We start from the raw sequence: 24,507 nt of genomic DNA on the forward strand, positions 1-24,507 counted from the left end.
GTGCGACTGCGGCGTAGTGATCCGGGTCGGGCGGGGTACGGGCGTCGCCGACGTGGCAAGGGCTGGACCTTCCTGGACCGGCACGGTGCCCGGGTCCGGGACCCCGACACCCTGGCCTGGCTGGGCGACCTGGTGATCCCACCGGCCTGGTCGGACGTGTGGATCGCGCCGTACCCCAACGGGCACATCCTGGCCACCGGGACCGACGCCGCCGGGCGCCGGCAGTACCTCTACCACCCCGAGTGGCGGCGTCGGCGGGACGAGGCGAAGTTCGACCACGTGCTGGAGGTGGCCCGGCGGCTGCCGAGCCTGCGGGAGCGTATCGCCGGTGACCTGGCCGGCCGGGGGCTGAACCGGGACCGGGTGCTCGCCACCGTCGCCCGCCTGCTCGACATGGGCACCTTCCGGGTCGGCAACGAGCAGTACGCCGTCGGGGAGGACGCCACCTTCGGCGTGTCCACCCTGCGCCCGGAGCACGCCCGGTCCCGGGGCGGCTGCGTGGTCTTCGAGTTCCCGGCCAAGGGCGGCATCGAACAGGTCCGCCGGATCGAGGACCCGCAACTGTGCCGGGTGCTGACCCACCTGCGTCGGCGGCGGCGGACCGAGGAACGGCTCTTCGGCTACTGGGACGGGCGGACCTGGCGGGACGTGCGCAGCGACGAGGTCAACGGCTACCTGCGCGACGCCAGTGGCGGCGAGATGACCGCCAAGGACTTCCGCACCTGGCACGCCACCGTGCGGGCGGCCACGGAACTGGCGACCGTGGGGGCGCAGCGTTCCGTGACGGCCCGTCGCCGGGCGGTGGCCGGGGTGATGCGGGCGGTCGCCGAACTGCTCGGCAACACCCCCACGGTGGCCCGTACGTCGTACGTGGACCCCCGGGTGGTCGACCTCTACCACGACGGGGTGGTGCTGCCCGTGGCCGCAGGCTCCCCGCAGGAGCAGGTCGAGCGGCTGGTGCTGGAGTTGCTGGAGGAGGCCTGACCGGCCCCGCCGCGAGTCCTGGGGGGAAGGGCGACGGGGCCGGGGTCGGTGCGGCCGGGGAGCCCACCGCGTGATGTCGGTCGCGCCGGGTGGATGCGGCACCGGGGCGGTCGTCCGTGACCGTGGGTCACGGACGCCACCGCGGTCCCCCGTTACCGTCGGGCCGCACGGTCGGGTGACCGTCGGCCCACGGTCAGTATGTCGGCCCCGGGTTGACTTCGGACGCCGGGCTGTTGACTATCCGTGCCTGTTGCAGGTGGAGCGTCCGGTACGCCTGGGGGGTCAGCTGATGGGCGGCCCGGAAGGCGCGACTGAAGTGCGCCTTGTCCCGGAAACCCCAGCGGGCGGCGATGGCCTGGACCGGCCGGTGCGCCAGCGCGGGATCGGCCAGGTCCCGCCGGCAGCGCTCCAACCGCAGCTCCCGGATGTACGCCGCCACCGTGGTCTGTTCCGCCTCGAAGAGCCGGTGCAGGCTCCGTACGGAGACGTGGTGCGCCTCGGCGATGGTGGCGGGGGTCAGCCCGTCGCCCAGCCGACGTTGGGCGTACGCCCGCACCTGGGCGAGCAGCGCCTGACGGCGTACCTCGCGGGGCAGCTCGTCCTCGGCGACCAGGTACCGGCCCAACATGGTGGAGACCAGGTCCAGCGCCACCCCGCCCAGCCGTTCGGCGTCGGCCTGCTGGTACTGCTCGGGGTACGAGGTGATCCGGGTCAGGTACTGGGCGACCAGCGCGCCGATCCCCTCGCTGGCCGACATCCGGCCGGCCAGCAGCGGCGTGAGCCGATCCGGGGTCAGCGGGATCGACCCGTACGGGATCAGGGCGACGATCGAGGCGGCGTGCTCCGCGCCGTTGCCGTCGCCGAGGTGGCTCACCTCGTGCGGCCGGGAGCCGTCGTAGAAGGTGAACTCGCCCGCGCCCAGGCGGCTCTCCCGCCCGGCCTGCCCGGCGATGCCGGTGCCGTTGGTGGTGAGGGCGAGCATGTGGAAGTCCACCTCGGTGCGGCGGACCAGCTTCGCGGTGCGGACCGCCTCCAACGACGGGTAGCGGTACCGCACCAACCGGAGCGGACCCAGTTCGACGAACTCGGCGCGGGCCCGGAAGTCGTGCTGGTGCGCGGAGCGGATCCGCAACGGCGCGGCGGTCCGGGCGACCAGGTCCAGCCACATCCCGAACCGTTCCGCGGGTGGTAGTTGTTCGGTGTCGATCACTGTGCGGTGCACCATGTCCGGCCTCCCCGTCGGCGGGCACTTCCCCTCCATTCTGGACGAAGACCCCACACCCGGGGTATCGCATGTGGTCGCGGGGGTGTCGATGCCGCTATTTCGCCGAAATAGCGGCATTGGAGCGCCGGCGATACCACTCCGTCGGCGACATTGAGTCGATCAACTGGCTCACGCTCGCTCGGCATCGTTCTTGAGCGCCGGCCGGCGACCAGCGCAGGGTGTCACGCATCCGGTGGTGCGGGTGTACTTTCCGTGGTGGCAGCCTGTCGGTTCCGGCCGGTGGGGATCTCGTGTCACCGGGGGAGTGTGCTGATGCCTCGTCGCTCTATTCCTGCTGATCCGTCGATCGGTGATCGTATTCGTGCTCGCCGGGAGTTGCGTGGTTGGAGCGTGCGGTATGCGGCCAGCCGGGCGGGCATTTCCCACACGTCGTGGTCGCGCATCGAGCGGGGACTACAGCGCACCGACCGGTACATGGTGGTGGATCTGGCGGCGGCGCTGGAGTGTTCGGTGGTCGACCTGACGGGTCAGGCGTACACGCCTGCTGATCGGCAGCTCGATGCGGCCCGGATCGACGCCGAGCGGGTGTGGCGGGTCATGATGGACACGCCGATGGCCCGGCGTTCCGAGGCGACGGCGACGGTCGAGCAGGTGCGTCGCGAGGCGGCGTTGGTGTGTGGTCTGTATGGGCGGTGTGATTACGCGGGTGCGTTGCGGCGGCTGGTGGATCTCGTGCCGGCGATGCACGGCCTGACGGACCGGCGGGCTGCGTTGTCGGAGATGGTGCCGGTGTACGGCGTGGCCATGGGGTCGTTGCTGAACGTCAGCTATCCGGCCCATGCCTGGCTGGCGGCCGAGCGTTGCGCCGAGGCTGCCGGGTTACTCGACGACCGGGTGGCGGTCGGGGTGGCGGCGGCCAACCGGGCGCGGGTGTCGGCCCACTCCGGGGCCTACGGGCCGGCCCGCGCGTGGTGTGACGCGGCGGCGGCCGATCTTGCGGGTAGCGCTGCCGATGGCGCGTTGGACGTGCTGGGGTTCCTGCACCTGGCGCGGGCGCACCATCTCGCCGGTCTGCGGGACCGGGTCGGTGCCGAGGATCATCTCGCCGAGGCGGCGCGGATCGCCGTGCACACCGGGGAGACCGAGAGCTGGGATCTCGTCTGGGGTCCACGGAACGTGGCCCTGTGGACGATGGCGTTCCAGCTCGACACGGGTCGCCCGGAACTGGCGATGCGGACGGCAACGGGTGTGGAGCTGACGGGTCTGCCGGCGGTCCGGCAGGTGTATTTCTGGCTCGACATGAGCCGGGCGGCCGAGGGTACCGGTCGGGATCGTGACGCCGTGCGGATGCTGCTCGCTGCGGAGCGGATCGGGCCGCAACATGCCCGCTCGTCGGTCGCCGCCCGGGAGACGGCGCGGTCATTGCTGCGTAAGGGGGCGACCTCCCCCGAGCTGCGGGGCCTCTGCGAACGGATGAGCCTGACCATGGGTGGTGCGTAAGCGTTCCAGCCTTCCCGTGTGCTCTCCGTAGCGTTGTGATCACGGTGCGGTGACGCCTCGTCGGTCTGGTGACCGGCCGTCGCCGCGCCGCTGATCGTGCGCGGCGGTGGTGACCTCCAGGTACACCGTCGCGCCCTTGCGAAGGGGACGCCGGTGGGCGACGAAGAACGTGATCCGGGTGAGAGCCGGGGTGAGCGGATTCAGGCGGTCGAGCGGGAGGCGGCGCGGCGGCGGTTGCTCGCGCAGGCCGAGGCGGAGCGGATTCCGGTGGAGGAGACGACGCGGGCGGTGCCGGATCGGCGGTGGCGTCGTGGAGGGCGGTGAGTTGTTGCCGGTGGGTCGGCGGGTGGCGCACTGGCGGGGGCGGCGTGGGTTGTCGCAGCAGGTGTTCGCCGATCGGTTGGGTAGGTCGAAGAGTTGGGTGGACAAGGTCGAGCGGGGTGTCCGGACGCTGGACAAGGTGTCCACGCTCCAGGACATCGCCGCTGTCCTGCGGATCGACCCGGGTGTGCTGCTCGGCCGGGACCTCCGGCCGGCCGACGTGTCCGGTCCGGTCGAGGCGGTGGAACGGGTCCGCGAGGCGTTGTCGACGTACGACATCGCGGTGGGTCGTTCGACAGTGCGGGGTCAGGTGCTGTCGGCCGATCGGCTGGCACGAGACGTCGCCCACGCCTGGGGCATGTTCCAGCACGCCCGCTACCCGCAGGCGACCGGGCTGCTCCCGGGTCTGGTGATCGCCGCGCAGCGTGCGTACGCGGATGATCCGGTGGCGGGGCGGTCGATGCTGGTGGAGGCGTATCGGGTCACCGCGTCACTGCTGGTCAAGCTGGGTGAGGTAGAACTGGCATGGTTGGCTGCCGATCGGGCGATGACCATCGCGGCCGGTGATGCGGTGCTGGTGGCCACCGCTGCCGTGCAACTTGGCCGGGTGCTCCGCGCTTCGGGGCGGGCACGGGCGGCGAGGTCCACGGCGCTGGCCGCCGCGTACCGGATCGCTCCACCCGACCTCGACGACGGGCGCGCCCCGGTGTTGTCGCTGTGCGGTGCCCTGGTCATTGAGGCCGCGTTGGCCGCAGCCCGAGACGGCGACGATCACGCCACGGCCGACCTGCTCGACGAGGCCGCCGAGATGGCGGCCCGGGTCGGCGACGGCCACGACCACTATCGGACCGCCTTCGGGCCGGTCGCGGTGGACCTGGCCCGGGTCGTCGCCGCCCTGGATCTGGGCGATGCCGGTGCAGCGGTGGCCTGGCATGAGCAGGCCATCGCCCGCGACGGCTGGCGGTGGCTACCGGCGGAACACCGCGCCGGGCACCTGCTCGACGCCGCCCGCGCCTATCTGCATACCGGCGACTCGGTCAACGCCAGCCGCGCCCTCATAGCCGCCGAGCACGCTGCCCCGCCGAGGTGCGCCACCGGCCTGCCGTCCGATCGGTGCTCGCCCAGTTGGCCCACGACCCACGGGCTTCAGCCGCGATCATCCAGCTCGCCGCCACCCTCCGGGTGACCTGAGCATGACCGCGCCGTTCCTGTCCCTGGCCCAGATCCGCAACCGACTGATCCTCGCCGCCCGCCGCGCCGAACGATCCGCGCCCGACGGTCGCTGTCCCCTCTGCGGTGCCGTGGCGACCGCCCCAGGTCCGCCACGCCGCTGAAGAAGGGCGACGGTTCCCGGCCTGCTCTCGGGAGGCGTTATTGGCCTTTTGGGTGGTCTTCGATGTCGGTCTCCCGACTCCGGGGTGGCGTCCGCCCGTCCAGGGTGTCTGGCGTCGACAGGTTGCGATATTCCTATGGGTTGGGCATGTGGGCGACCGATCAGGGGGCTGTGATGGCGGCGGAGGAACTGCTCGCGCTGGCGGGAGCCGGTGGTACGGCACTGGTGGGCGCGGTAGCCCAGGACGCGTGGGGGCTGGCGAAGACCGGCTTCGTGCGGTTGCTCGGCCGGGGTGACCGGGCGAGAGAGGACGCGGTGACGCAACAGTTGGAGCGGACCCGTGGCGCGGTGGAGACGGCGGGCGCGGACGGCGACCGGGTGCGTGCACAGCACGAGGCGCTGTGGGCGGGCCGGCTAGAGGACCTGCTGATCGAGCAACCGGCTGCCGCTGCCGAACTGGAGACGCTGGTACGGCAGGTCGCCGCGAGCGCCGGGGTCCGCTCTGCCGGTCACGTCGTACAGCATGTCACCGCCTCCGGCAACGCGCGGCAGGCTGTGCTGGGTCACGGCAGCCAGGTAAACACGTTTGGTACTGCAGAGCAGCGCGCCGATGGCTGAGCCGTCCAGCGGTCCCGTGGCCGAGCCGTCACGCAGTCACGGGACAGGTGGCGAGCCGGCGGACGGGCCCCCGCTGGTGACTCAGCGGATGCAGACCGAGGGGCACGGCACGAGTGCCGGGGTGGGCAGCGGTCTCCAGATCAACAACTTCATCAACACCAGCGGCGTACCCGATCCCCGGCCCGCCACCGATCGGCCCGCCGCCGCAGCGGATCGGCCGTTGTCGGTGTGGAATCTCCGGACCCGGGATCCGAACTTCGCCGGTCGGGGGAGCGAGCTGGCCGAGCTGCGGGCACGGCTGTCATCCGGTGGTGCTGCGGCCGTGCAGGCGGTGCACGGCCTCGGCGGGGTCGGCAAGACCCAGTTGGCCCTGGAGTACGCGTACCGGCACCGGGCCGACTACGACGTCGTGTGGTGGATCTCGGCGGAACAGTCGGGGGCCATCGGTGAGCAGTTCAGCGCGCTCGGGATCGCGCTGGGCGTGCTCGACGCTCAGGTGGACAGCGTGATCGCCCAGAGCAAGGTCAAGGAGTACCTTCGGAGCCGGGACCGCTGGTTGTTGATTTTCGACAACGCGGAGCGACCCGACGACCTCCGCCCCTGGCTGCCGGACGGTGCCGGGCACGTGCTCGTCACGTCCCGCACCACGGCCTGGGGACAGCTCGCCCGGACCTTGGAGCTGGACGTCCTCCCCCGCACCGAGGCGGTGGAACTGCTGACGTTGCGCCTGACCAGGATCAGCGCGACCGAGGCCGCCCGGCTCGCCGAGGATCTTGGCGACCTACCCCTGGCGCTGGCGCAGTCAGCGAGTTACCTGGCCGAGTTCGGTATGTCCGTCGCCGACTACCGGCAGGTGCTCCGGGAGGAGACGCGTGCGGTGCTCGACGAGGGGCAGCCCGCAGGCTATCCGCATTCCCTAGCGGCAGCGGCCACCCTGAGCATCACTGCGTTGGGGGCCAAGGATCCCGCCGCGCTCGCCGTCCTCCACCTGTGTGCGTTCCTGGCACCCGAGCCGGTGTCGACCGATCTCGTCGTTACCATCGCCCGGCACGCCGACTTGCACCTAGAGAATCTCGCGCCGCTGGCGCAGATCATCGACAAGCCGCTCCAGCGCCAGCGTTCAATCAGTGCAGTCGGTGCCTCCGGACTGGCTCGGGTCGAACTCGGGACGATCACAGTCCACCGGCTGGTCCAAGCGATCGTCCGGGACCAGATCGAATCGGCCGTCGCCGCCGAGCTAAGGACGCGCATCGAGGCAGCGCTCGGCACCGTCGACCCGGGCGATCCCCGCGACGCCGCGACCTGGCCCCAGTGGAGCATGGTCCTGCCCCATCTGCTGGCGGCGGACCCCGCGTACACCGACAACCCCGATCTCCGCCTGCGGGCACGGAACGCCATCGTCTACCTGATCTGCCGGGGCGACAGCCGTGCCGCCCAGCAACTCGCCGACAACCTCTACCAGGAGTGGAAGAAGCGACACGGCCCGGACGACGTGGACACCTTGCGCGCTGCCACCGAACTAGTCTGGGCCTACCGCGACCTGGGCCAGCTCGACCGGCTCCGCCCCCTGATCGACGACACCCTCACCCGCCAGATCGATATTCTCGGCCATGACCATCCCGACACCCTCCGGACCGCTTCCGACCTCGCGGTGGTTCACAGCGAGTTAGGGAACTACCAGCGGGCACGCGAAATCAACGAGGATGTTTATGGTCGGCGTGTGCGGTTGTTGGGTGAGGATCATCCCGACACCCTCCAGACCGGTTCCAATCTCGCGGTAAGTCACAGTAGGTTGGGGAATTATCGGTGGGCACGCGAAATCAACGAGGATGTTTATGGTCGGCGTGTGCGGTTGTTGGGTGAGGATCATCCCGACACGCTGGCTTCTGCGACGAATTTTGCCACTACCTTAGCTGATGCTGGGGAGCTTCGGCGAGCGTCGGAAGTCGCGGGGGATGTGTATCGGCGGGCAGTGAGAGTGCTGGGCGTAGATCACCCGGACACATTAAGCATTGCGAGCAATCTGTCGAACGTGTTGGATCGGGTCGGGAAGTCCAAGCGGGCGTTCGAGGTTGGGGAAGACGTGTATCGGAGGCGGCTGCGGGTGCTCGGCGAGGATCATCCGGATACGCTTCTCAGTGTGGTAAATTTCGCACGTTTGATGGCTCAACGGGGGCAGTTGCTACCAGCTCGGCGATTGGCTGAATCAGCCCATCGGAAGCTGCGAACCAATCTCGGTGGGGAGCATCCCTACACAAGGGAAGCCCGCACCGTCCTCGACCGGATAGCCGCTGCGATGGGTGGACGCCAGTCGACGGGCAAGGCCCGCCGCCGTCGTTGAGCCCGGCTCAGGCGTCGGTGCCGTCGTCGCAGAACCTGCCGCCAGGCCGTCTGAACGTACGCGCTGCACCAAGACGACAGCGCGGGCCGGGCCGCCGTCAGGCTGGCCCGGCCCGTCGCCGTGGTCGACGTCAGTCGTTGAGCACCTGGGAGAGGCGGTCGCGGAACTTCCGCTCCGAGTCGCTGACCTGGTCGCCGCCGATGCCGAGCAGCCCTCCGCTGGACGCCGCCCCGACCACCTGCTCGGCGATCTCCACCAGCCAGTGCCGGTAGGCCCCGCCCTCGCCCTCGTCGACCTTGGCGGCCAGCAGGGCGGCCGCCTCCCCGGCCCGGACCAGCACGTCGTCGATGAGCGCCTGCGGGTCGGCCGGCGAGATCACCGGCAACTCCTCGCCGGCCTCCGGGTCGCCCACCCGGGACACGATCTCCCCGGCGACGGCGGCGACCAGCGGGCTGGCCGACTCCCGACCGGTGGCGATGGTCTCCAACCCGGCCGCGTTCTCGGCCCGGGTCCGCCGGGCGCCGTCCGACTCGGCGGCGCTCGCCGCGGTCAGGACCGACTGCGGCAGGCCGACCAGCAGCCCCCACTCCTCGTCGGAGAACCCGAACCCGGTGTACGCCGGCTGTTCGATCACGACTGAGCCCCTCTCGGTTCGTTTCACTGCGGGCACCGCACCCGGGCGGTCGCCCGGGTCAGGCTAGTCCAGCGTCAGCAGACCCTGTTCGGACACCACGCGCACGGAGAGCGTCTTGTAGCCCACCTCGTCGAAGAGCACCGTCATCCGGTCGTCCTCGTAGTTGAGGACCAGGCCGGAGCCCCACTCGGGGTGCCGGACCTGGCTGTGCACCGGGAAGGGGCCGACCGCGCCGTCGTTGGCGGCGCTGGTGCCGGCGTGGCAGTTGTCGCAGTGCCCGCAGATGTGCGACATCTGCTCACCGAAGTACGCCAGCAGCACCTGCCCCCGGCAGCCCGTGGTCTCGGCGAACGCCCGCATCATGTCGGTACGGGACCGGGTCACGGTCTGCTGCCGTTCCGCCTCGGCCAGGGCCGCCGCGCCGGCCTCCGCCGGGGTGGGGGCGTAGCGCGGGGCACCGATCTTCTGCCCGGCCCGGGGTTCGGCCGCGCCGATCTGCTCCAGCAGGGCCAGGTACTGGCCGAGCTTGCGCGGCCCGAGGCCGGTCGACTCGCGCAGCGCCTTCTTGGTGGCCGGTCGACGACGCAGCAGCGCGGCGAGGTCCCGCAGCTCGGTCTCGTCGGGCAGGCCGCCGGAGAAGTAGCGTTGCAGGCCGACGTCCTCGGCCCGCCACAGCAGCAGCACCCGGGCCGGCGCACCGTCGCGCCCGGCCCGGCCGATCTCCTGGAAGTAGCTGTCCGGCGAGTCGGGCAGCGCCATGTGCACCACCCAGGCGATGTTGGGCTTGTCGATGCCCATGCCGAACGCCGAGGTCGCCACCATGATCGGCACCTGGTCGGCGAGGAACGCCTCGTGCAGCCGGTGCCGGGCGGCGGTGGGCATCCCGCCGTGGTAGAACTCCGCCGGGTATCCGGCGGTGGTCAGTCGCTCGGCCAACTCCTCGGCGGCCCGCCGGGTCGGCACGTAGATGATGCCGGGCCGTACGTCGTCGCGCAGCAGTGCGATCAGCCGTCGCCAGCGGTAGTCGTCGGTCGGGCAGTGGGCGACCTCGACGAACAGGTTCGGCCGGTCCAGCCCGGAGACCACCACCTCGGGGTCACGCAGCCGCAGCCGGGCGATGATGTCGTCGCGTACCGGCGGGGAGGCGGTGGCGGTCAACGCCACTACCGGCGGGCGGCCGAGACCGTCGATCAGGTGGCCCAACGCCAGGTAGTCGGGGCGGAAGTCGTGCCCCCACGCCGAGATGCAGTGCGCCTCGTCGATCGCCACCAGGGCCGGCTCCAGCGACCGCACCTCGGCCATCCGGTCGGGGTTGGCCAGCGCCTCCGGGGTGATGAAGAGGAACTCCGCCCGCCCCTGCCGGATCTCGGTGATCGCCTCGGCCTGCTGGGCCGCGCTCTCGTCGGAGCTGATCCGCACCGCGCGCAGCTCGGGCCGCTGGCGTTCGTTGAGCGCGGCGATCTGGTCCTGCTGGAGGGCCAGCAGGGGGGAGATCACCACCGTCGGCCCGGGGATCAGGCTGGCCGGGATCTGGTAGATCGCCGACTTGCCGGCTCCGGTGGGGAGTACCACCAGGGCGTCGCGTCGTTTCATCACCGCGCGCATGGCGGCGAGCTGGTTGGGCCGCAGCGCTTTCCAGCCGAACAGGCTGCGCGCCGCGCGGCGCAACGTCGTCGAGTGCATGGACAGCTTCATCGAGGGCCGGAGGTACCCGGGGGCATCAATGCCGAAACCGCTCCCACCGGATCGGACCCACCGCCCACGGGGGCCGGTACGTCGCAGGTCAGGCGTCGTGACCGGGCGCGCACGCGCGATCGACCACGGGTCACCGACGGCGGTGTGCGTCGGTGACCCGTGGTCGATCGTGGTCGGTGGGGGAGGGGTCAGCGGAGGTGGGGGAGCACCTCACGCTGGTAGAGGTCGAACAGGCCCTGCCAGTGCGGGCCGGCGTTGCCCACGTAGACCTCGTCGAAGCCGGCCTTGGCGTACCGGTCGATCATCTCGAGGTGGGCGTCGGCGCTGTTGCCGCAGACGAAGCCCTGCCGCACCTGCTCCGGGGTGACCAGTTGGGCCGCCTGCTCGAAGTGCCGGGGGGAGGGCAGCACCTGGGACAACTCGCCCGGCACCCCGGCGTTGGGCCACGTCTCGTACGCGATCCGGGCGCCCTCGTCCTCGGTGTCGGCGTACGCGGCCTTGAAGCCGGCCTGGCACGGCTTGTCGCCGCCGCCGTTGTCCCGGAACCGGCTCACCAGGTCGCCGTCGGGCATCATGCTCACGTAGCCGTCGCCGATCCGGGCGGCCAGGTCGACGGCCTTGGGCCCGAAGCCGGAGACGTACACCGGCGGGGGTGTGTCGGGCAGCGTGTAGATACGGGCGTGCTCCACCGTGTAGTGCCGGCCGTGGTGGTTGACGAAGTCGCCCCGCCACAGCTCCCGCAGCACGGCGACGGCCTCCTCCAGCATCTCCAGCCGGACGTCGGTCTGCGGCCAGGCGTCGCCGAGGATGTGCTCGTTGAGCGCCTCGCCGGTGCCGACGCCGAGGACGAACCGGCCGGAGTGCATGACGGCGCTGGTCGCCGCGGCCTGCGCCAGCACCGCCGGGTGGATGCGGACCGTGGGGCAGGTCACCGCCGTGCTCACCGGCAACGAGGTGACCTGGCTCAGCGCCCCGATGACGGACCAGACGAAGGGGCTCTGCCCCTGGGCGTCCGTCCACGGATGGTAGTGGTCGGAGATCCACAGTGCCTGGAAACCGGCCCGCTCGGCACCCCGGGCCTGCTCCAGCAGTTGCGCCGGGGTGAACTCCTCACTGGACAGGAAGTAACCGATCTTCATGGTGTCCCCTCGCCGGGACGCCGCCGGGTGCGGCGCGACCTCCGCTAGCGGTACCCCGGGTGGTGGGGGATCAGTCGGTCAGCGGCGGCCGAACATGGCGCGGATCGCGGCCAGCAGCAGCAACCCGCCGACCACCAGGCCGAGCAGGCGTACGCCGGGGATGTCGGCCGGTGAGGTGGCGTCGGCGAGCGGCGGCAGGTCCATCCCCGCACTGTCGCACGCCTCCCCGACCGACGCCAGACAGTAACAGTAAGGTTTATTGACTATTACGTCGCCCGGTGTGACCATGGCAGCACCGCGACGGCACCGGGCCGTCGACACGCGACGGGGGTACCGGGGCCGGATGAACGAGCGCAACCTGGCGGGGCTGGCCGCCACCGTCCTGCAACCCGGCTTCGTCGGCACCACCCCGCCCGACTGGGTCTGCCGGTGGCTCGCCGACGGGCTCGGCGCGGTGGTGCTGTTCGCCCGCAACGTCGTCGACCCCGAGCAGGTGGCCGCGCTCACCGCGACGCTGCGCGCCGAGCGCCCCGACGTGCTGGTGGCCATCGACGAGGAGGCCGGCGACGTCACCCGGATCGAGTCCGGCCGGGGCAGCTCCCGGCCCGGCAACCTCGCCCTCGGCGCCGTCGACGACCCCGCCCTCACCGAGGAGGTGGCCCGCGACCTCGGCGTCGAACTCGCCGACCTCGGCATCACCCTCAACTACGCGCCGGACGCCGACGTCAACATCAACCCGGCCAACCCGGTGATCGGGGTGCGTTCCTTTGGCGCCGACCCGCAGCTGGTGGCCCGGCACACCGCCGCCTGGGTACGCGGCCTCCAGTCCGCCGCGGTGGCTGCCTGCGCCAAGCACTTCCCCGGCCACGGCGACACCCGGGTCGACTCCCACCACGACCTGCCCCGGATCGCCGCCAGCCGGGCCCGGCTCGACGCCGGCGAGCTGGTCCCCTTCCGGGCCGCCGTCGCCGCCGGGGTGCAGGCGGTGATGACCGGGCACCTGCTGGTCCCCGCCCTCGACCCCGACCTGCCGGCCACCCTCAGCCCCCGCATCCTCGGTGACCTGCTCCGCGAGGAGCTGGGCTTCTCCGGCGTGGTGGTCACCGACGCGGTGGAGATGCGCGCCGTCGCCGACCGGTACGGCTTCGCCGGCACCGCCGTACGGGCCCTCGCCGCCGGGGCGGACGCGGTCTGCGTCGGCGGCGAACGCGCCGACGAGGCCACCGCCCGCTACCTGCGCGACGCGATCGTGGCCGCGGTCCTCGCCGGTGAGCTGCCCGAGGAGCGCCTCGCCGAGGCCGCCAAGCGGGTCGGTCAGCTCGCCGAGTGGAGCACCGCCGCCCGCGCCGGCCGGCCCGCCCACGCCCCACGCCCCGCTGACGGCTCACCGGTCGGCCTGACCGCCGCCCGGCGGGCGGTACGGGTCAGCGGCGACGCGGTCGGCCGGCTGCCGTTGACCGCCGCCGCGCACGTGGTCGAGTTCGCCGCGCCACACAACATCGCGATCGGCGCGGAGACCCCGTGGGGGCTCGGGGCACCCCTGGCCGACCTGATTCCCGGCACCACCACCGTCCGGCTCACCGAGGCCGACCTGCCCGCCGACCCGACCGCCGCGGCGGCCGGCCGACCGCTGGTGCTGGTGGTACGGGACCTGCACCGGCACCCCTGGATGCGGGCCGCGGTCGACCGGGCGTTGGACACCCGGCCGGACGCCGTCGTGGTCGAACTGGGCCTGCCCGAGCTGGTCACCGGCGGGCTGCACCTGGCCACCCACGGCGCGACCCGGGCCGCCGCCCGGGCCGCCGCCGAACTGCTCACCGGAGCCCGCTGACCCGGCCCCGCCGGCCCGCCCCGCCCCGCCGGCCCGCCCCGCTGACCCGCTCCGCCGAACCACCCGGCCGAACCGCCGGTTCAGCGGCCAGGCCGGTCGGCCCCTGGCGGTTCAGCGGCCAGGCCGGCGGCCCCCGGCGGTTCAGCGGGCCGCCGGTTCCCCCTGGTCGGTGAGCCGGTCCAGCTCGGCCAGCAACCGGTCCACCTCGTCGAGGGTGTTGTAGTGGTAGACGCTCGCCCGGACGGCACCGCCGCTGTCGCGCCACCCGAGCGCCTGGAAGTACTCGTAGGCGTAGTAGTCGCCGCTGGACAGGCAGAGCCCGGCGGCGCCGAGTGCGGCGGCCAGCCCGGCCGGCGTCCACCCGGCCAGCCGGAACGACACGGTCGGGCAGCGGCGTGCCCCGGCCGGCAGGACGGTCACCGCCGGGCGGGCGGCCAGCCCGGCGGCCAGTCGGGCGAAGACCGACCCCTCGTGCGCCTGGGCGGCGGCCAGGCCGGCCCGGATCCGCGACCGGCGGTCCCCGGTCGCCGTCGGGTCCAGCCCGGCCAGGTGGTCGACGGCGGCGGCCACCCCGGCGAGCAGCGGGAAGCTCGGGGTGCCGGCCTCGAACCGGTCGGGCACCGCGTCGGAGGAGGGGATCAGCTTGGCCGGGTGCAGCCCCGCCCAGCGGGCCGGGTCGGCCACCATAGCCCCCAGGTGCGGCCCGGACCACTTGTAGGCGCTGGTGACCAGGAAGTCGGCACCCGAGGCGGCCAGGTCGGTCGGACCGTGCGGCACCGAGTGCACCCCGTCCACACAGACCAGCGCGCCGACCGCGTGTGCCGCCGCGGCGATCGCCGCCACGTCCGGCATCGTGCCGGTGGCGTTGCTGCCGGCGGTCACCGCGACCAGCCGGGTCCGCGCGCCGACCAGGTCGGCGAACTGCCCGGCGGGCAGTTCACCGGTGCCCGGGTCGAACTCCGCCCAGCGGACGGTCGCCCCCGCCGCCTCGGCCGCCTGCACCCAGGGCCGCACGTTGGCGTCGTGGTCGAGCCGGGAGACCACCACCTCGTCCCCGGGGCCCCAGTCCGCACCCAGCGTCCGGGCCAGGGTGTACGTCAGCGTGGTCGCGCTCGACCCCAGCACCACCCCCTCCGGTGCGCCGCCGAGCAGATCGGCCACCGCCGTGCGGGCCTGCGTCACCAGCTCCAGCGAACGCCGGCCGGGCACGGAGGCGGTGCTGCGGTTGCCCACCGCGAGGCGCATGGCGTCGGCCACCGCGTCGATCACCGGTTGCGGGGTCTGGGTGCCACCGGCACCGTCGAAGTGGGCGAAGCCCTCGGCGAGCGCGGGGTACGCGGCCCGGGTCCGGGTGATGTCGATCGGCATGCCGGGACCCTAGCCCGCCCGCCACCAGGCCGGAGATCCACCCGGGTGGTGGGCTGGGCAACGTCTCGTACCCTTGGTGGGGTGACGAAGCGAAGCGCCACCGCCCCCACCCCCCTCCGTCGGACCGCCGGCCTGCTGGCCGGCCTGGCGCTCGGCGTGGCCGTGCTGGCCGGATGCAGCTCGGACGGCGCCGACACCGACTGCGGGCTGGACGCCTGCACGGTCACCTTCGACCGGGGTGTCGACGCCCGCGCCTCCATCCTCGGGGTCGAGGCGAAGCTGATCGGCGCGCAGGGTGACCAGGTCACCGTCGAGGTGGCCGGCGAGCAGCTCTCGTTGACCATCGGCCAGCAGGCCACCGAGGTGGGCGGTTTCGCGGTCACCCTGGACAGCGTCACCGACCAGCAGGTGCAGATCCGGGTGTCGCGCAACGCCGGCAGCTGACCTGCCCCGGGCCGGCGGCACCACGTTTGGGGATCTTCCCGAACGGAGATTGTGGGCCCATGTCTCTCACCCGGAACGCCCAAGCCACCGCTAGCCGCACCGCGGACAGCCGCTGGCTGGAACTCCTCGCCCGGGCCGGTTTCATCGGCTACGGGATCGTCCACCTGCTCTTCGCCTGGGTCATCCTCCAGATCGCCTTCGCCGGCTCCGGCGAGGAGGGCAACCAGAACGGGGCGCTGCGCGCCCTGGGCGCCCAGCCGATGGGCAAGTTCCTGCTGATCGCGATCGCCGTCGGCCTGATCGCGATGGCCATCTGGCAGGCCCTGGAGGCGGCCGTCGGCCACCACGCCAAGCGCGGCAAGGAACGCCTCTTCGAGCGGATCGCCTCGGTCGTGCGTACCGTCGTCTTCCTCTGGCTCGCCTGGACCTCGATCAAGGTGGTGCAGGACGCCAGCTCCAACAGCGCCGACCAGCAGGAGCAGTTCAGCGAGAAGCTGATGGCCTCCAGCGGCGGCCGTGGTCTGGTCGGGTTCGCCGGCCTGGTGCTCGCCGCCGTCGGCATCGGCATGGTGATCTACGGCTACAAGAAGAAGTTCGAGCGGAACCTCAAGACCAACGAGATGAACGGCAAGACCCGGCAGACGGTCCGCCGGCTGGGCATGGCCGGTTACATCGCCCGGGGTGCGGTGTTCGCCGTCGCCGGCCTGCTGATCGTGGTCGCGGCGATCAACTACGACCCGGAGAAGGCCCGTGGCCTGGACGCCGCGCTGCGCACCCTGCGGGACCAGCCGTACGGGCCGTTCATCCTGGCGCTGATGGCGCTCGGCATCGCCGCCTTCGGGGTCTACTGCTTCTTCCAGTCCCGGTTCCGCAAGATCTGAGCCTGGTCGATACCGGAAACGCCGGGCACCATTGGGCCTTTGCCCGATTGCGATCAGCCCGGCCGGAGGGAGACAACCACGTGCAGGACTACCTCGAGACGATCGCCGCCGCGGCCACCGCGGCGGCGATCGCGCTGTTGCTCGTCGAGGTGGTACACCGGGTGATCCGGCGGCTGGGCCGCCGGTCCCACCTGATGACCGAGTTGACCGCACACGTGCACCGGCCGTTGCAGGTCGCCGGCACGGTGGTGGCCGTCCAGTTCGCGGTCCGCTGGACCACCGGCTACGCGGTGGGCACCGGGTGGCGGCAGGCCGTGCTGCACATCCTGGTGCTGGGGGTGGTCGCCGCGGTGGCCTGGCTGGTCGCCTCGTTGCTGGTGGTGGCGGAGGACACCGCGTTGGCCCGGTTCCTGCGGGTCGACGTGCCCGACAACCGGCACGTCCGGCGGGTACGCACCCAGGTGGTGCTGCTGCGCCGGTTGACGATCGTGGTGATCGTCGTGCTCGCCGTCGGTGTGATGCTGATGACCTTCCCCGCGGTACGGGGCATCGGCGCGGGCGTGCTCACCAGCGCCGGCCTGGTCGGTGTGGTCGCCGCGCTGGCCGCGCAGAGCCTGCTCGGCAACGTCATCGCCGGCCTCCAGCTCGCCTTCAGCGACGCGGTCCGCCTCGACGACGTGGTGGTGGTCGAGGGGGAGTGGGGCCGGATCGAGGAGTTGACGCTCAGCTACGTGGTGGTCCAGATCTGGGACGACCGGCGGCTGATCCTGCCCACCTCCTACTTCACCAGCACCCCGTTCCAGAACTGGACCCGGACCGAGGCGGCGGTGCTCGGCACCGCCGAGTTCCACCTCGACTGGTCGGTGCCGGTGCAGTCGATGCGGGAGGAGCTGCGTCGGCTGGTGGAGAGCACCGACCTGTGGGACGGCCGGGTCTGCGTGCTCCAGGTCACCGACGCCACCGGCGGCGCGATCAAGGTGCGCGCCCTGGTCAGCGCCGCCGACGCCGGCAGCCTGTGGGACCTGCGCTGCCTGGTGCGCGAGCACCTGGTCGGCTGGGTCCGCGACCACCGCCCCACCGCGCTGCCCCGGACCCGTACCGAGCTGGGGGACTCCTCGGGCAGCCTGCCCTGGCAGTGGGTGCAGCCGCGCCGGCCGGTCCGCCGCCGGTCCGAGGGCGAGGTGCCCGACGACGCCCGGGTCTTCGGTGGCAGCGACGACGGCGACGCCCGCAGCGAGGCGTTCGTGGGTCCCGACGGCGACGCCCGTGGCGACGGCGTCGCCGTCGGTGCCGACCATGGTGTCGACGGCCGGCGCTGAGCCGATCCGCCGTCCGGCGCTGAGCCGATCCGCCGTCCGGCGCTGAGCCGATCCGCCGTCCGGCGCTGAGCCGATCCGCCGTCCGGCGCTGAGCCGATCCGCCGTCCGGCGCCGGGCCGGGTGGAAGTGCCGCCGGCCGCCGCCGGGTCGTCACACAGCCCTCGTGACAGTTGGTCTCGGGGGCTGTGTCGGTCCCGCTTCCGCGTTTCGCCGGACGATCCGGGCCGACCTGGGGTCAGATGTGGTTGGTCACCGTGTGCAGGATTGACGGACGGCGGCTCCGGGCATACAGCGCGGTGATGACGAAAGGAGGACAGCATGGCTGACGTCGCGAACCACCGTACGTCCCGGACCGGGAGCGAGCCGTCCACTGCCGAACTGGTGCAGCGGGCCACCGAGCAGGTCTCCCGACTGGTCCGGGACGAGCTGGCCCTGGCCCGGGCGGAGCTGACCCAGAAGGGCAGGCACGCCGGGATCGGGATCGGCCTCTTCGGCGGGGGCGGGGCGCTGGCCCTGTACGGGCTCGGCGCACTGGTCGCCGCCGCGATCCTGCTGCTGGCTCTGGTGCTACCCGCCTGGGCGGCGGCGTTGATCGTGGCGGTGGTGCTCTTCCTCATCGCCGGGGTGCTCGCCCTGGTCGGGAAGAAGCAGGTCAGCCAGGCGGTCCCCCCGATGCCGGAGGCGACCGTGCGTAGCGTCCGCGCGGACGTGGACACCGTCACCGCCGCGGTGAAGGACAGGGGACGGGCATGACCGGCACGACAGGAAGCAACGGCAACGGGACCGGAGACACCGAGGCGCTGCGCGAGGAGATCCGGCGGACCCGGGTGGAGTTGGGCGAGACGATGGAGATGCTGGCCGCCAAGGCCGACGTCAAGGCCCGGTTGAAGGACTCGGCGGAGCAGGCGAAGGAGCGGGTGCGTGAGCAGGCCGCGCTGACCGTGGCCCGGGTGCGGGGCCAGGCGGCGCAGGGTGTCGACCTCGCGCGGGCCCAGGCGTACGACACCTCGGTGGCGGTGCGGCGCGATCCGGTGCCGTGGGCGACGATAGCGGCCGGTGCGGTGGCCGCGGTGGTGGTGTTGTTGATCATTCGGGGGAGGCGCAGGTGAGCAAGGGCATCAGCAGGACCGCGTACAAGCCGGTCGGGGTGTTGCTGGGACTGGCGGCCGGCGCGCTGGCCGGAACGATCTTCCGGCAGGTGTGGAAGGCGACCGCCGGGGACGGTGAGGCGCCCGACCCGACCGACGAGGACCGCCGCTGGGGCGAGATCCTCGCGGCGGCGGCGTTGCAGGGGGCGATCTTCTCCGTCGTCCGGGCGGCGGTGGACCGGGGCGGCGCGGTCGGCGTACGACGGTTGACCGGGCGCTGGCCCGACTGACCCGTCCCGGCGCGCGCCACCGGGGCCGGCGCGGCGACCGCGCCGGCCACGACGGCGGCCCTCCGGTCCGGTGACGACGACCTGTGGCCCCCCGACCCATCGATGGGCGGGGGGCCCTTTTGCCTGGCTTTGCCGAGCCGGTCAGCAATCGTCGGGCATCCGTCAGGTCACATGTCGAAGAATTTCGTCGATTAGGCTGTGCAGAGTTTTTGGGTACGTGGTTTGCTGATCCCCGCTGTTGCGAGACGGCGTCGGCACGGAGCGGTCTTCCCCTCGTGGGTGGCTGCCCGGGTCACCGCTGCTCGAAACGGCCAATCGGCCGCACGGCGTGCTCGGCCGCCAGTTTTAGAAGGAGATACACATGGCGCAGGGAACCGTGAAGTGGTTCAACGCTGACAAGGGCTTCGGCTTCATCACCGTCGATGGCGGGGGTGCTGACGTGTTCGTCCACTTCTCGGCGATCCAGTCCAGCGGCTACCGCTCGCTGGAGGAGAACCAGCGGGTGGAGTTCGAGATCGCCCAGGGTCAGAAGGGTCCGCAGGCCGAGCAGGTCCGCCCCCTCTGAGCGAAGCCGGTCGGCTAACGCCAGCCCGGGTGATCCGGCCAGCCGGATCAACGAGAAGCCCCGTGTCCACCTCAGGACGCGGGGCTTTCCGCATCGCGCGGCTGCCCGGATCAGGGCAGCCGGCGGGCGCGCAGGCCGCGCCGCAGCAGCACCAGCCCGGCCAGCACCAGCAGCACTCCGGCGACGGCCCAGAACCGTTGGTCGCTCATCAGGCTGCCGTCGAGATAGCCGAGGCCCTGGACGGTCCAGACGGCACCGACCACCACGGCCAGCAGGCCCAGGGTGAGCGTGAGCCACCCTCTCACCGGTCCCCCCTCCCCGGGTCGGAGCCGACCCGGTCACCAGGATGCGGGCCGGGCCGGGCCGATGCGACGACCCGGCCGGCGTGGCTCACCACCGGTCGTGCACCCGGGGGCGGACCAGCTCGTCGTAGACCGACCGGACGGTGTCGAGTTCGGTCGCCGTCAGCGCGGGGGCGCCGGCCGCGGCGGCGTTGCCGCGGGCCTGCTCCGGGTTGCGGGCACCGGGGATTACCACGGTCACCCCGGGCTGGTCGATGATCCAGCGCAGGGCGAACTGGGCCATCGTGCGTCCGTCGCCGACCAGCGGGGCGAGCCGACGCACCACGGTCAGGCCGAGGTCGAAGTCGACGCCGGAGAAGGTCTCGCCGACGTCGAAGCTCTCCCCGTGCCGGTTGTAGGTGCGGTGGTCGTCGGCGGCGAAGGTGGTGTGCTCGTCGTAGCGGCCGGAGAGCAGGCCGCTGGCCAGTGGCACCCGGGCGATGATCCCGACGCCGGCCGCGGCGGCGGCCGGCAGCACCTCGTCGAGGGGCTTGAGCCGGACCGCGTTCAGGATGATCTGGACGCTGGCCACCCCCGGCCGGGCGATCGCGGTGAGCGCCTGGTCGCAGGTCTCGACGCTGACGCCGTACCCGGCGATGCGCTTCTCGGCGACCAGGGTGTCGAGACCGTCGAAGACCCGGTCGTCGGCGAAGACCTCGGTCGGCGGGCAGTGCAGCTGCACCAGGTCGAGGGTGTCCACGTCGAGGTTGGCCCGGGACCGGTCGGTCCAGGCCCGGAAGTTGTCCAGGGTGTACGCCTGCGGCGTCTGCTCGACCCGGCGGCCCATCTTGGTGGCGACGGTCAGCCCGTGCCCGGGGTTGTCCCGCAGGAACCGCCCGATCAGCTGTTCGCTGCGGCCGTCGCCGTAGACGTCGGCGGTGTCGAGGAAGGTGACGCCGGACTCCACGGCGGCGTCGAGGACGGCCAGGGCGTCGCTCTCGCTGACCTGTCCCCAGTCCGCGCCGAGCTGCCAGGCCCCGAGACCGACCACACCCACCTGCCGGCCGAGCCGGTCGAAGCTGCGCTGTTCCATGTGGTGAAGCCTAGTGACCAGGTTGCCGGGGCGCAGCGTGGGCCGTACCGTCGCAACAAAACGTACGTACGGTATGGGGGTAGTCATGTGGGACCCGACCAGCTATCTACGCTACGGCGACGAACGGTCCCGGCCGTTCCACGACCTGCTCGCCCGGGTCGGGGCGGAGCACCCACGGGCCGTCGTCGACCTCGGGTGCGGGCCGGGCACCCTGACCGCGACCCTCGCCCGCCGCTGGCCGGCCGCCCGGATCGCCGGCCTCGACTCGTCCCCCGAGATGATCGACCGGGCCCGCACGCTCGACACCACCGTCGACTTCACCGTCGGTGACGTCGCCGACTGGCGGCCCGCCCCCGACGTGGACGTGCTGGTCGCCAACGCGGTGCTCCAGTGGGTGCCCGACCACCCGGCCCTGCTACGCCGCTGGGCCGGCGCACTGCCGCCCGGTGGGTGGCTCGCCGTCCAGGTCCCCGGCAACTTCGCCGGTCCCGCACACCGGGCGCTGCGGGAGGTCGCCGCAGACCCCCGCTGGGCGGCCACCGTCCGGCCGTTGCTGCGCGAGGACCCCGTCGACGACCCGATCGGGTACGCCGCCGCGCTGACCGCCGCCGGCTGCGCCGTCGACGCCTGGGAAACCACCTACCTGCACCTGCTGCCCGCCGGTGCCGACGCCGAACACCCCGTGCTGAGCTGGCTGGACGGCACCGCCCTGCGCCCCGTGCGGGCGGTGCTCGACGACACCGCCCTGGCCGACTTCCGCGCCACGCTGGCAGCCCGGTTGGCCCACGCGTACCCGGTACGGCAGGGTCAGGTGTACTTCCCGTTCCGTCGGATCTTCGTGGTCGCCCGTACGGGTGCCCGTCAAGAGGAGCAGCAGTGACCGACCTGTCCGCCTTCATCGCCGAACTGCCCAAGGTGGAGCTGCACGTGCACCACGTGGGCTCCGCGTCCCCCCGGATCGTCGCCGAACTGGCCGCCCGGCACGAGGGACGCAGCCCCGTCCCGGCGGACCCGGACGCCCTCGCCGACTACTTCGCGTTCCGCGACTTCGCCCACTTCATCGAGGTCTACCTCAGCGTCGTCGACCTCATCCGCGACCCCGACGACGTCTGGCTGCTCACCCACGAGGTGGCCCGCGAGCTGGCCCGCCAGCAGGTCCGTTACGCCGAGCTGACCGTCACCCCCTACTCGCACGTGCGCCGGGGCATCCCCGCACCGGCGTTCTGCGAGGCCATCGAGGACGCCCGCCGCCGCGCCGAGGCCGACTTCGGCATCGCGCTGCGCTGGTGCTTCGACATCCCCGGCGAGGCCGGCCTACCGGCAGCCGAGGAGACCCTGCGGATCAGCCTCGACGAGCGCCCCGACGGGCTGGTCGCCTTCGGCCTCGGCGGCCCTGAGATCGGCGTACCCCGGCCGCAGTTCAAGCCGTACTTCGACCAGGCGCGGGCGGTCGGGCTGCACTCGGTCCCGCACGCCGGGGAGACCACCGGCCCGCAGACCGTCTGGGACGCCCTGCGCGAGTTGGGTGCCGAGCGGATCGGCCACGGCATCTCCGCCGCGCAGGACCCGGAGCTGCTCGCCCACCTGGCCGAGCGGCGCATCCCGCTGGAGGTCTGCCCGACCTCCAACGTGCGCACCCGGGCCGTCGCCCGGATCGAGGAGCACCCGTTGCGGCAACTGGTCGACGCGGGGGTGCGGGTCACCATCAACTCCGACGACCCGCCGATGTTCGGCACCACCCTCAACGACGAGTACGCGGTCGCCGCCCGACTGCTCGACACCGGCCCCGACGGGCTCGCCGCGCTGGCCCGCCAGGCGGTGTCCGCCTCGTTCCTCGACCCGGCCGGCCAAGCCCGCATCATCGCCGAGATCGACGCCTTCGTGGCGGCCCACTGACCCACCACGGGGTCGGGAGAAGTGGTGTACACGCGGCGGGAGCTGGTGTGGGGGACCGTGCCCCCGCCGCGCGTACCGATCCACCGGCCGGTGGGTGTCAGGGGCGACAGGCCGGTGGAACTGATGGGTTCGGACAGATCCTGTCAGCCGGCACGTCCCGCGTCGCCGTCGTTAATCCGGATCTAAGGAAACCTTGCGCCGCAGCACAGTCACGGCCGGCGCGACCCGGCCCGCAGGCGGCGCTCAGTCGTCGGTCGGACGCGGCCGGGGCCAGCGGCGGCCACCCTTCTGCTCGCGTGCCTCGCGTGCCATCCGGCCCACCAGACCGAACCGGTTGACCTGCCGGGGCGTCGCCTGCGGATCGGCCAGCAGCATCACCACACTCGCCCCGCCCAGCCGGGCCCGGTCGAGGCTCACCGAGCCGTTGGCCTGCAACGCCACCCGCCGGGCGATGTCCAGCCCCAGCCCGGTCGAGCCCTGGCCGCTGGCACCACGCCGCAACGCCCGGTCCGGGTTGGCGATGCCCGGCCCCGCGTCGTCGATCCGGATCGCCACGTAACCGTCCCGACGGGAGACGGCCACCTCGAACGCGGTGCCCTGCGGGGTGTAGCGGAAGACGTTGCCGATCACCGCGTCCAGGGCGGCGGCCAGCTCGGCCCGGGGCACCAGCACCGGAATCCGGAACTGGGCGCCGCTGACCCGGTGCGGGCGGTTCTGGTCGCCGGCCAGCGCCGCCCAGAACACCATCCGGTCCCGGACCACCTCGCTGACGTCACACTCGGCCGGCCCGGCCTCGTGCGCGACGGACTTACGGGTCGTCTTGATCAGGACGTCGATCTCGCCCTCCAGGGTGACGATCGCCTGCCGGATACGCCGGATCGTGCGCCGCCGGTCCAGCTCCGCCGGGCTGAACGAGCCGACACTGGTGTCGTCGGAGTCCAGCCCCTCGGCGTCCAACCGCAACACCGTCAACGGGGTACGCAGCCGGTGCGACAGGTCCGCCACCAGTTCCCGCTCGTCGGTGCGGGCCGCCACCAGCCGGTCGGCCATCCGGTTGAACGCGTACCCGGCCTCGGCCAGCTCACGGGGACCGCTCGGCTCGACCCGTACCCCCAGGTCACCGTCGCCGACGGCGAGCGCGGCGCGGACCAGCCCCCTGGTGGAGTCGACGGCGCGCGCGGCGACCCGGTCCACCACGACCACCGCCGCGCCGACCAGTGCCACGGCCACCCCGGTGAGCAGCAGCCAGGTGCCACCCGCCCCCTCGTCGAGGACGGCGGCGGGCACGAAGACCTCGACCACGGCGACCCGGCCGTCGAGCACCACCGGGTCGAGCCGCACCAGCCCACCGTCGACGTCGACGACCCGCGACTGCTCCCCGGCGCGGGCCCGCTCCACATCCTCGGCGGAGGCCCGGCCGGCGGGCTGCTCCCCGGCCAGGCCGTGCACCACCGGGCGGGTCGCCGGGTCGTCACCGGTGGCCTCGACCGCGCGGCGGACCGTCGCCGGGGCGGTGCTGACGGCGAGCGCGCCCGTGACCATCGCGCCGCGTCGCGCCGCGTCGGCCAGCGCCTCCTCCCGGACCTCACCGCGCAGGGTCAGCCCGAGCGGAACGAGGAACGCCGACGCGACCAGCGCGCACATGCCGGCCGTCAGGGCGG

25 protein-coding genes are annotated in these 24,507 nt (G+C 72.6%); 16 read left to right on the plus strand and 9 right to left on the minus strand.

Translation table 11 applies throughout. The annotated features are described in order from the left end of the window. Positions 1-984 carry a DNA topoisomerase IB gene (locus J7462_RS30585; RefSeq protein ID WP_219469523.1) on the plus strand — a complete coding sequence of 328 codons (984 nt, stop codon included), beginning with the start codon at positions 1-3 and terminating at the stop codon, positions 982-984. A gap of 193 nt (positions 985-1,177) precedes the next feature. Here J7462_RS30585 and J7462_RS30590 read toward each other — a convergent pair whose 3' ends face one another. Next, positions 1,178-2,209, minus strand: a complete 1,032-nt coding sequence (locus J7462_RS30590; protein ID WP_219469526.1) for a helix-turn-helix domain-containing protein — start codon at positions 2,207-2,209, stop codon at positions 1,178-1,180. Positions 2,210-2,554: 345 nt separating this feature from the next. On the opposite strand from J7462_RS30590, the gene J7462_RS30595 reads away from it, so the two are divergent. From J7462_RS30595 to fxsT, 5 genes are all read left to right on the plus strand, one after another. Beyond that, on the plus strand, positions 2,555-3,709 hold the full coding sequence (locus J7462_RS30595; RefSeq protein ID WP_308291137.1) for a helix-turn-helix transcriptional regulator: 1,155 nt from the start codon (positions 2,555-2,557) through the stop codon (positions 3,707-3,709). 153 nt (positions 3,710-3,862) lie between these two features. Continuing rightward, positions 3,863-4,033: a hypothetical protein gene (locus J7462_RS32830; protein ID WP_232378610.1), complete on the plus strand. Its 171-nt coding sequence runs from the start codon at positions 3,863-3,865 to the stop codon at positions 4,031-4,033. After that, positions 4,020-5,216, plus strand: coding sequence for a helix-turn-helix domain-containing protein (locus tag J7462_RS30600; protein ID WP_308291080.1), 1,197 nt, complete (start codon positions 4,020-4,022; stop codon positions 5,214-5,216). Before J7462_RS32830 ends, J7462_RS30600 begins: the two co-directional genes overlap by 14 nt. Positions 5,217-5,510: 294 nt before the next feature. After that, positions 5,511-5,981: a hypothetical protein gene (locus tag J7462_RS30605; protein WP_219469532.1), complete on the plus strand. Its 471-nt coding sequence runs from the start codon at positions 5,511-5,513 to the stop codon at positions 5,979-5,981. Further along, a complete protein-coding gene (fxsT, locus tag J7462_RS30610) occupies positions 5,974-8,322 on the plus strand; it encodes an FxSxx-COOH system tetratricopeptide repeat protein (protein WP_219469535.1) in 2,349 nt (782 codons plus the stop codon). The genes J7462_RS30605 and fxsT overlap by 8 nt, the downstream gene beginning before the upstream one ends. 130 nt (positions 8,323-8,452) lie before the next feature. Here fxsT and J7462_RS30615 read toward each other — a convergent pair whose 3' ends face one another. The 4 genes from J7462_RS30615 to J7462_RS32835 form a co-directional block, all read right to left on the minus strand. Next, positions 8,453-8,956, minus strand: a complete 504-nt coding sequence (locus J7462_RS30615; RefSeq protein ID WP_219469538.1) for a hypothetical protein — start codon at positions 8,954-8,956, stop codon at positions 8,453-8,455. A gap of 63 nt (positions 8,957-9,019) precedes the next feature. Next, complete coding sequence (locus J7462_RS30620; protein ID WP_219469541.1) at positions 9,020-10,651, minus strand: RecQ family ATP-dependent DNA helicase; 1,632 nt, start codon at positions 10,649-10,651, stop codon at positions 9,020-9,022. Positions 10,652-10,839: 188 nt separating this feature from the next. Beyond that, on the minus strand, positions 10,840-11,790 hold the full coding sequence (locus J7462_RS30625; RefSeq protein ID WP_219469544.1) for a TIGR03557 family F420-dependent LLM class oxidoreductase: 951 nt from the start codon (positions 11,788-11,790) through the stop codon (positions 10,840-10,842). 78 nt (positions 11,791-11,868) lie between these two features. Beyond that, on the minus strand, positions 11,869-11,994 hold the full coding sequence (locus J7462_RS32835; RefSeq protein ID WP_255470159.1) for a hypothetical protein: 126 nt from the start codon (positions 11,992-11,994) through the stop codon (positions 11,869-11,871). A gap of 139 nt (positions 11,995-12,133) precedes the next feature. On the opposite strand from J7462_RS32835, the gene J7462_RS30630 reads away from it, so the two are divergent. Continuing rightward, complete coding sequence (locus J7462_RS30630; protein ID WP_219469547.1) at positions 12,134-13,621, plus strand: glycoside hydrolase family 3 protein; 1,488 nt, start codon at positions 12,134-12,136, stop codon at positions 13,619-13,621. 141 nt (positions 13,622-13,762) lie between these two features. On the opposite strand, the gene J7462_RS30635 is transcribed toward J7462_RS30630, so the two are convergent. Continuing rightward, positions 13,763-14,989: a cysteine desulfurase-like protein gene (locus J7462_RS30635; RefSeq protein ID WP_219469551.1), complete on the minus strand. Its 1,227-nt coding sequence runs from the start codon at positions 14,987-14,989 to the stop codon at positions 13,763-13,765. 81 nt (positions 14,990-15,070) lie between these two features. Between J7462_RS30635 and J7462_RS30640 the strand changes: the two genes are divergently transcribed. From J7462_RS30640 to J7462_RS30670, 7 genes are all read left to right on the plus strand, one after another. Continuing rightward, positions 15,071-15,433, plus strand: a complete 363-nt coding sequence (locus J7462_RS30640) for a hypothetical protein (protein ID WP_208569415.1) — start codon at positions 15,071-15,073, stop codon at positions 15,431-15,433. A 59-nt stretch (positions 15,434-15,492) separates the two neighbouring features. Further along, the gene (locus J7462_RS30645; RefSeq protein WP_208569416.1) at positions 15,493-16,314 is read left to right on the plus strand and encodes a DUF1206 domain-containing protein; all 822 of its coding nucleotides are present in this window, start codon (positions 15,493-15,495) and stop codon (positions 16,312-16,314) included. An 80-nt stretch (positions 16,315-16,394) separates the two neighbouring features. Beyond that, entirely contained in the window at positions 16,395-17,633 is a 1,239-nt protein-coding gene (locus J7462_RS30650; protein ID WP_219469554.1) for a mechanosensitive ion channel family protein, read from the plus strand. A gap of 318 nt (positions 17,634-17,951) precedes the next feature. Continuing rightward, positions 17,952-18,386, plus strand: a complete 435-nt coding sequence (locus tag J7462_RS30655; protein WP_208569418.1) for a phage holin family protein — start codon at positions 17,952-17,954, stop codon at positions 18,384-18,386. Further along, positions 18,383-18,742, plus strand: a complete 360-nt coding sequence (locus J7462_RS30660; RefSeq protein ID WP_219469557.1) for a DUF3618 domain-containing protein — start codon at positions 18,383-18,385, stop codon at positions 18,740-18,742. Before J7462_RS30655 ends, J7462_RS30660 begins: the two co-directional genes overlap by 4 nt. After that, entirely contained in the window at positions 18,739-19,011 is a 273-nt protein-coding gene (locus J7462_RS30665) for a DUF4235 domain-containing protein (protein WP_208569420.1), read from the plus strand. Before J7462_RS30660 ends, J7462_RS30665 begins: the two co-directional genes overlap by 4 nt. Positions 19,012-19,372: 361 nt before the next feature. Then, complete coding sequence (locus J7462_RS30670) at positions 19,373-19,576, plus strand: cold-shock protein (protein ID WP_067306996.1); 204 nt, start codon at positions 19,373-19,375, stop codon at positions 19,574-19,576. A 110-nt stretch (positions 19,577-19,686) separates the two neighbouring features. Here the strand turns inward: J7462_RS30670 and J7462_RS30675 are convergent, their stop codons facing one another. Together J7462_RS30675 and J7462_RS30680 are read right to left on the minus strand one after the other, a co-directional pair. Continuing rightward, positions 19,687-19,881, minus strand: coding sequence for a hypothetical protein (locus J7462_RS30675; RefSeq protein WP_219469560.1), 195 nt, complete (start codon positions 19,879-19,881; stop codon positions 19,687-19,689). A gap of 85 nt (positions 19,882-19,966) precedes the next feature. Continuing rightward, positions 19,967-20,950: an aldo/keto reductase gene (locus tag J7462_RS30680; RefSeq protein WP_219469563.1), complete on the minus strand. Its 984-nt coding sequence runs from the start codon at positions 20,948-20,950 to the stop codon at positions 19,967-19,969. Between the two features lie 85 nt (positions 20,951-21,035). On the opposite strand from J7462_RS30680, the gene J7462_RS30685 reads away from it, so the two are divergent. Then, complete coding sequence (locus J7462_RS30685) at positions 21,036-21,830, plus strand: trans-aconitate 2-methyltransferase (protein WP_219469566.1); 795 nt, start codon at positions 21,036-21,038, stop codon at positions 21,828-21,830. Continuing rightward, a complete protein-coding gene (locus J7462_RS30690; protein ID WP_219469569.1) occupies positions 21,827-22,846 on the plus strand; it encodes an adenosine deaminase in 1,020 nt (339 codons plus the stop codon). Before J7462_RS30685 ends, J7462_RS30690 begins: the two co-directional genes overlap by 4 nt. A gap of 243 nt (positions 22,847-23,089) precedes the next feature. Here the strand turns inward: J7462_RS30690 and J7462_RS30695 are convergent, their stop codons facing one another. After that, positions 23,090-24,490, minus strand: coding sequence for a HAMP domain-containing sensor histidine kinase (locus J7462_RS30695; protein ID WP_208569425.1), 1,401 nt, complete (start codon positions 24,488-24,490; stop codon positions 23,090-23,092). Positions 24,491-24,507 lie beyond the last annotated feature (17 nt).

Source organism: Micromonospora sp. RL09-050-HVF-A, assembly GCF_019374995.1.
GTDB lineage: Bacteria > Actinomycetota > Actinomycetes > Mycobacteriales > Micromonosporaceae > Micromonospora > Micromonospora antibiotica.